At 31.3% G+C, this 6,745-nt stretch carries 8 protein-coding genes; 2 read left to right on the top strand and 6 right to left on the bottom strand.

Annotation, left to right across the window (positions count from 1 at the left end):
• The 6 genes from BN350_RS18120 to BN350_RS01110 form a co-directional block, all read right to left on the bottom strand.
• Positions 1-466, bottom strand: a 466-nt coding sequence (locus BN350_RS18120; RefSeq protein ID WP_044600019.1) for an ATP cone domain-containing protein, incomplete at its 3' end; no start/stop codon positions are given.
• A 240-nt stretch (positions 467-706) separates the two neighbouring features.
• Positions 707-976 (bottom strand): acylphosphatase, encoded by a 270-nt coding sequence (locus BN350_RS01090; RefSeq protein WP_028041948.1) that lies wholly within the window; start codon positions 974-976, stop codon positions 707-709.
• Positions 977-997: 21 nt separating this feature from the next.
• Positions 998-1,996, bottom strand: a complete 999-nt coding sequence (gene galE, locus BN350_RS01095) for a UDP-glucose 4-epimerase GalE (RefSeq protein WP_028041949.1) — start codon at positions 1,994-1,996, stop codon at positions 998-1,000.
• Complete coding sequence (locus BN350_RS01100; RefSeq protein WP_028041950.1) at positions 1,993-2,256, bottom strand: glutaredoxin family protein; 264 nt, start codon at positions 2,254-2,256, stop codon at positions 1,993-1,995. The genes galE and BN350_RS01100 overlap by 4 nt, the downstream gene beginning before the upstream one ends.
• Before the next feature lies 1 nt (position 2,257).
• Positions 2,258-2,740: a peptidylprolyl isomerase gene (locus tag BN350_RS01105; RefSeq protein ID WP_028041951.1), complete on the bottom strand. Its 483-nt coding sequence runs from the start codon at positions 2,738-2,740 to the stop codon at positions 2,258-2,260.
• Entirely contained in the window at positions 2,740-3,030 is a 291-nt protein-coding gene (locus BN350_RS01110) for a hypothetical protein (protein ID WP_028041952.1), read from the bottom strand. The genes BN350_RS01105 and BN350_RS01110 overlap by 1 nt, the downstream gene beginning before the upstream one ends.
• Before the next feature lie 135 nt (positions 3,031-3,165).
• Between BN350_RS01110 and BN350_RS01115 the strand changes: the two genes are divergently transcribed.
• Entirely contained in the window at positions 3,166-5,226 is a 2,061-nt protein-coding gene (locus tag BN350_RS01115; RefSeq protein ID WP_028041953.1) for an elongation factor G, read from the top strand.
• 122 nt (positions 5,227-5,348) lie between these two features.
• Positions 5,349-6,734, top strand: a complete 1,386-nt coding sequence (locus BN350_RS01120) for a C40 family peptidase (protein ID WP_028041954.1) — start codon at positions 5,349-5,351, stop codon at positions 6,732-6,734.
• Positions 6,735-6,745: the final 11 nt, after the last annotated feature.

Raw genomic sequence — 6,745 nt, forward strand, 5'->3', positions numbered from 1 at the left:
CATGAGCTTTTACAATATGTTCAGGCAATAATAAACGCTTTGTAATATCTTTACTCACTTCTCCAGCCATATAATCTCTTTGAACACTATTTACTGTTGGATTCTTATTAGAATTTTCTTGTTTCACTTCTTCATTATCACATTCAATCAAACTTAAGATTTGTTCATCAGTTGTATTCGCTTTACGTACTAATGCACGTTTATAGCGATATGTAATATACTTTCTTGCCACTGCAAAAGCATTCAATTTCATAATTTCATTTTCTACTAAGTTTTGAATTTCTTCAACACTTAAAGCACGTCTCATTTTTTCACATTGATACTTTACATTATTTGTAATATTATCAATATCTTCTTCAGATAACCTTTCAGTTTCAACAACCTCATTGTTAGCTTTTTCAATAGCGGCTGTAATCTTTAACTCATCAAATTTTACTTCTGCTCCATTACGTTTAATAATCTTCATGTCTTTTCCTCCCGTTCACATCAAAAAATGACAAAAGTCATTTATAAAAAAGCATATTTCTACGTTTTTAAATCTTATGCCTTATCATTTTAGCACACGTTGTTTTTATTATAAAGCAATATGAATGATAGGTCACTTAAAATTTTTTTACATATTGCAAAGAAAATAGAAAAGTGTCGACTATATCAACACTTTTCTATTTTTAATTTTTTTATTAAGCATGTACCACAAAGGACAACTTTAATATTTTACTTCAAAAGAATTCTCATTTGACAAAACTTCTAACTCTTCATATTCAAATCTTTCAACACGAATAAACCTTTCTTGCTTTAAACTCGCAATCAGCTGATTGATTTGCTGTAGATTCCCCTGAATACAGGCTTCCACAGTCCCATCACTTTGATTTCTTACCCAACCAGTTAATCCTAAATGCCTAGCCAGCTGATAAACTGTATAACGAAAACCAACACCTTGAACTCGACCATAAAATATATAATGTCTTCTTAACATTTGACATCACCTCGATATATTTTATTGATGCTTTTTAGCAAAGTTCCAAGTATCACGACACATATCTTCTAATGTCTTTTCTGCCACCCAGCCAAGTTCTTCTTTTGCTCGAGTTGGATCAGCATAACAAGTTGCTATATCTCCTGGACGTCTTGGTTTGATTTCATATTTCACTTCAATACCGTTGACTTTCTCAAAAGCATGAACAATATCTAAAACACTATATCCTGTTCCAGTCCCTAAATTACAAATATGCACACCTGGTTCCTGATATTTTTCAATCGCCAAAACATGTCCTTTTGCCAAATCTACAACATGGATATAATCTCTTACTCCAGTTCCATCTGGTGTATCATAATCATCTCCAAAAACTCCTAAACATGGTAATTCACCAGTTGCAACTTTCATAATATATGGCATTAAATTATTAGGAATACCTTTTGGATTTTCACCAATCAAACCAGAAGCATGTGCTCCAATTGGATTAAAATAACGTAATAATGTGACAGACATTTCAGGATTAGCAAATTGAACATCTGTTAAGATTCTTTCCATCATTGCTTTACTTGTTCCATAAGGATTTGTTGTTTCTCCTAAAGGACAATTTTCTGTTAATGGGACAACTTTTGGATCTCCATAAACAGTTGCACTTGAACTAAAGACAATATTATTAACATGATACTTTGTCATCATTTTTGTCATAATTAATGTTGTCATTAAGTTATTTGTATAATATTCGATTGGCTTGGAAACAGATTCTCCAACAGCTTTAAAAGCCGCACAATGAATCACTGCATCTAATTTGTTTTCCTTAAATACTCCTTCTGTTTTTTCTTCATCTAAAATATTAAATTCATAAAATTTTACATCTTTACCAGTAATTTCTTTAATATAACCTAACACCTCAGGACGAGAATTAGAAAAATCATCAATCACAACAACTTCATACCCTGCTTCTAATAATTCAACACAAATATGACTGCCAATATATCCAGCCCCACCAGCAACTAAAATTCTCATTTTGTATTCCTCCTTAAATAATCATCAAATATCTGACGAATAATTTCTAAACTTGCAACACCCTCATGCAATTTTTGATCACCATCATAAAAACATGGAACATAATAATAATCATAAGAATTAGCCAATTCTACTTCTTGACTTTCTTCAATCATTTCAATCGGAATTTCCTTATAGATAGGATTTTCTTTATATAATTCATCCATCCAAGCTCTTGCTCTTTTACAATGAGGACAATTCTCTAAATAAAATAGTTTCATTTTATAATAACCTCATCGTCTTAATTACTATAGGTTGCAAAGGACAATCCTGTCTATTTGTTGCAACCTTAGCAATTGCATCTACAACTTCTAATCCCTCAGTAATCTTTCCAAAAGCTGCATATTCACCATCCAAATGAGGTGCTACACCATGCATGATAAAGAATTGTGAGCTTGCTGAATCTTTGATCATTGTTCTCGCCATTGATAAAACACCACGTGTATGCATTAAATCATTTTGAATACCATTACTTTTAAATTCACCTTGAATGCTTTGACATTCTCTTGGATGCATATTTTCATCCATGCCACCACCCTGAATCATAAATCCTGGAATCACCCTATGAAAAATCAATCCATCATAAAAATTTCTTTCAATCAATCCTATAAAGTTTTTTACAGTGATCGGTGCAACTTTAGGATAAAGTTCACCTTTCATAATCTGTCCATCTTGCATTTCAATTTCAAATTTAATTGTTTCCATTATTTCTCCTCTTTTTCCTCAATAATACGATCAGCATCTTTAATAATAACTGGTGTTTCTTTTTTCCTGCGAATATAGAATTTTACACCAAAGAACAAAACAATAATACCCGCTAATCCCAATAGTAAATAGACAATCTTTTCCATTTGCTTAAACTGATATGCTAAAGCAACAGTTAAACAAAGATTAAGAATAATGAGTGCACCTGTTGTTTTGACTCTTCGATTATAAAGGCAATCTAACGCTAAAGCATTAGATAAAAATAAAATAATAATTAATCCCACTTCCATATTTTGCCCTCCTGTATCTCCATCATATCATTTTTTAAAATAAATTTCACTATAATTATACTGTAACCGTTTTCATTAAAACGAAGATGTGTTAAAATAGAAGAAAGAAAATTTTTATAAAGGAGCGTGATATTAATGAGAACTTATCACTCAAACGAAATTGGAAACGTGATTGTGTTAGGTCACTCAGGGAGTGGTAAAACCAGCGTGATTGAAGCTATGGCTTATCGTGCTGGAATTACAAATCGTATTGGAACAGTGCAGGATGGAAACACATTAAGTGATTATTCACCTGAAGAAATTAAAAGACAGACATCTATTGGTCTTTCTGTTATTCCATTAGAATGGAATAATTGTAAAATCAATATTCTTGATACACCTGGCTCTTTTGATTTTATTGGTGAAGTTGAAGCTGCATTAAAAGTAAGTGAAAGTGCTTTGATTGTTGTACCAGCAACAGAAGGCATTAGTGTTGGAACAAAACAAGCTATGCACAAAGCACATGATAAGGCTAAAATGATTTATATTAGCGGTTTAGATTATCCTAATGCTGCCTATCAGGAAAAATTGGCAGAATTAAAAATAACATACGGAAAAGCTATTGCACCTATCCAAGTTCCTATTATGGAAGGCAATAAGATGGTTGGATATGTCAATGTCGCAAAGATGGAGGGACGTTATTTTGAAGGTGAACAAACGCATCCATGTCCTATTCCTGATGATATGTGGGATGAAATCACACCTATTAAAAATATGATTGATGAAGCAGTTGCTAATACGAATGATGAATTATTAGAAAAGTATATTAATGAAGAACCATTCACTAAAGAAGAGATTTCATGGGCTCTCCGTCAAGGTGTTATGAACCATACATTAATTCCTGTTATATGTGGGACAAATCAAATAGGAATCCAAATTATTTTAAATTCAATGGTTGCATTCTTTAGTGCTGCTGGAGATATGGTCAATTCAATGGTTGTTAAAAACGAAGAAACAGGTGAAGAAGATTTAATAGGTTTTGATGAATCTTTACCAACTTCATTATTCATTTTTAAAACAATTGCAGATCCATTTGTGGGTAGAATTTCTTTATTTAAAGTCTGTACGGGAACAATTCAGACAGGAATGTCTTTATATAATATGAATAAAAAAGAAGTAGAAAAAGTGAATAAGCTTTATATCATGAAAGGTAAAGATCTGATTGAAACTGATACTTTAAATGCTGGTGATATTGGAGCTTTATCTAAGTTATCATATACACAAACAAATGATACCTTATGTACCTTAGACTATCGTATCATTTATGAACCTATTGCTTTCTCTCATCCATATTATGGAAAAGCTATTAAACCTGTAGGGAAAGCAAATGAAGAAAAAATAGCAAATGCTATTAATAAATTATTAGAAGAAGATCCAACTTTAAATTTTGTAAATAATCCAGAAACGAAGCAGCAATGTTTATATGGTATTGGTGATATTCATATTGAAACTGTGGTTGCTAAGTTAAAAGAAAGATTCAAAATAGAGGTTGCTTTGGATGATATTATTATTCCATATCGTGAAACAATTCGTGGTAGTATAACACATCGTTATAAATATAAGAAACAGTCTGGTGGTCATGGCCAATATGGTGATGTAGAAATTACTTTTGAACCATTAAATGATTATAGTGTACCTTTTGTTTTTGAAGAGAAAATATTTGGTGGAGCAGTCCCTAGAGCTTATTTCCCAGCTGTTGAAAAAGGTATGGTTGAAGCAACAAAAGCAGGTGTTCTAGCAGGTTATCCAGCATTAGGAATCAAAGCAACTTTGATTGATGGATCATATCATAGTGTTGATTCATCAGAAATGGCGTTTAAAACAGCGACTGTTATGTGTTTTAAAGAAGCTATACCAAAAGCCAAACCAGCCTTATTAGAACCATTTGTCACATTACATGTTTATATTGATGAAGAATATACTGGTGATATTATGGGACATTTCAATAAACGCCGTGCACGTGTCATGGGAAGTGACATTTTAGAAGATGGTATGGTTAAGATTACTGCTGAAGCCCCACAATCAGAAGTCATGAATTATGCTGTTGATTTAAGAGCAATGACTCAAGGTCAAGGTTTCTTTGATATGGAATTCCTTGGTTATGAATTTGCATCTGATTTAGTAACAAAAAAAGTTATTGAAACTCATAAAGAATAATTCTTTATGAGTTTTTCTAAAAATCCGATGTATCATTTCAAAAAAGAGAACATTTTATTTGACTCTTATTTAAAATGTACTACAATAAGAAGTATAGACCCACATTAAGGAGGTATGTCACATTGTCTAAAAAAACATTATTTTTAAGTCTCATGGCCCTAAGCCTTAGTATTGGTCTTGCTTCTTCTTTAGGAAGTGTCAATGCTGTCGATTTTGATGGTCAAGAAAATAAATATATTCAATTATGTTCTTCATCAAAATTATCAAAGAATCAACAAAAAACATGTAAAGAGTTTAATACATATCTTAATAAAAAAAACAAAGAACTAAGTGCACAAGCTAAAAATGCTAAAAAAGATGCTCAAGAATCAAAAGATTCAATTGAAAATTTGGCTAAACAAATAACAGATATAGAAACAAAAATATCATCTACTGAAAGTGAATTAAACTATATACAAAAGAGTATTGCTAATATAGAAAAACAAATTTCTAACAAAAGAAAACAATTAGAAGATCGATTATATAGTATGCAAACAACAATGAATTCAAATATCTTCACTTCATATATTTTTGGTGCTGATAGTTTTAGTGATTTCTTTAGTCGTATTATTAATTTCAAAGAAATTACAAATTATGAAAATGAATTAATTGATGATTTAAATGAGAGTATGAAAGAAATACAAAAACAAGAATCAACGCTTAAAATACTTAAAAATTCATTAGAAGATGATAAAAAATCACAAGCTAACCTGCAAAAAACATTCCAAGCAAAATTATTAGAACAAAACAAAACAATTGCAGATAATTCATCTGAAGTTTCTAAAAATCAGGAATCTATGGAAAAAATTCAAGCTAATTTAGCAGCTTTACAAAAAGCTTCAAACGAATCAAAAGTTTCTAATGTTACTCAGGCAACAACTGATAAAAAACCTAAACCAAAACCAAATACAGATACAAATCAATCAACTAAGCCTGATACAACAAAACCAAATACAAATACGGATACTTCAAAACCTAACACTGATACAACAAAACCTGATACAAATAATTCTAACCAATCTACATCTCAAGATAATTCAAACGATTTATCAGCTAATGAAGAACTTGGATTAAAGATTGCTAATAAAGCATTAACGCGTCAAGGTTATATGTATGTCTGGGGTGGTGCCCATTCATGGAGCAGTATTAAAAATCCAAACTGGACACAATTTGATTGTTCTGGACTTGTCAATTGGGCACATTATCAAAGTGGTGTTAATCTTGGTAGAATTCATTATACTGGTTCTTTAATTAATGCTGGTAAGAGTGTTTCTAAAAATAATTTACAAGCTGGAGATATTATTCTCTTTAGTAGCAATGGTTCCTCATCTGGTGTTCACCATGTAGGTATCTATATTGGTGGAAATAAGATGGTCCATGCTCCTACAACCGGTCAACCAGTTCAAGTCGCTAATCTGAACACAAATTATTGGCAAAGAGAATGGTATACTTGCCGTCGTTTATACTAAAACAAACAAGA

The sequence above is a fragment of the Candidatus Stoquefichus massiliensis AP9 genome, assembly GCF_000455285.1.
Lineage (GTDB): Bacteria > Bacillota_I > Bacilli_A > Erysipelotrichales > Coprobacillaceae > Stoquefichus > Stoquefichus massiliensis.

Coding starts and splice junctions, on each gene's coding strand:
- galE (WP_028041949.1), bottom strand. CDS start 1,996: ATGAGAATTTTAGTTGCTGGTGGGGCTGGATATATTGGCAGTCATATT.
- BN350_RS01105 (WP_028041951.1), bottom strand. CDS start 2,740: ATGGAAACAATTAAATTTGAAATTGAAATGCAAGATGGACAGATTATG.
- BN350_RS01100 (WP_028041950.1), bottom strand. CDS start 2,256: ATGAAACTATTTTATTTAGAGAATTGTCCTCATTGTAAAAGAGCAAGA.
- BN350_RS01090 (WP_028041948.1), bottom strand. CDS start 976: ATGTTAAGAAGACATTATATATTTTATGGTCGAGTTCAAGGTGTTGGT.
- BN350_RS01110 (WP_028041952.1), bottom strand. CDS start 3,030: ATGGAAGTGGGATTAATTATTATTTTATTTTTATCTAATGCTTTAGCG.
- BN350_RS01115 (WP_028041953.1), top strand. CDS start 3,166: ATGAGAACTTATCACTCAAACGAAATTGGAAACGTGATTGTGTTAGGT.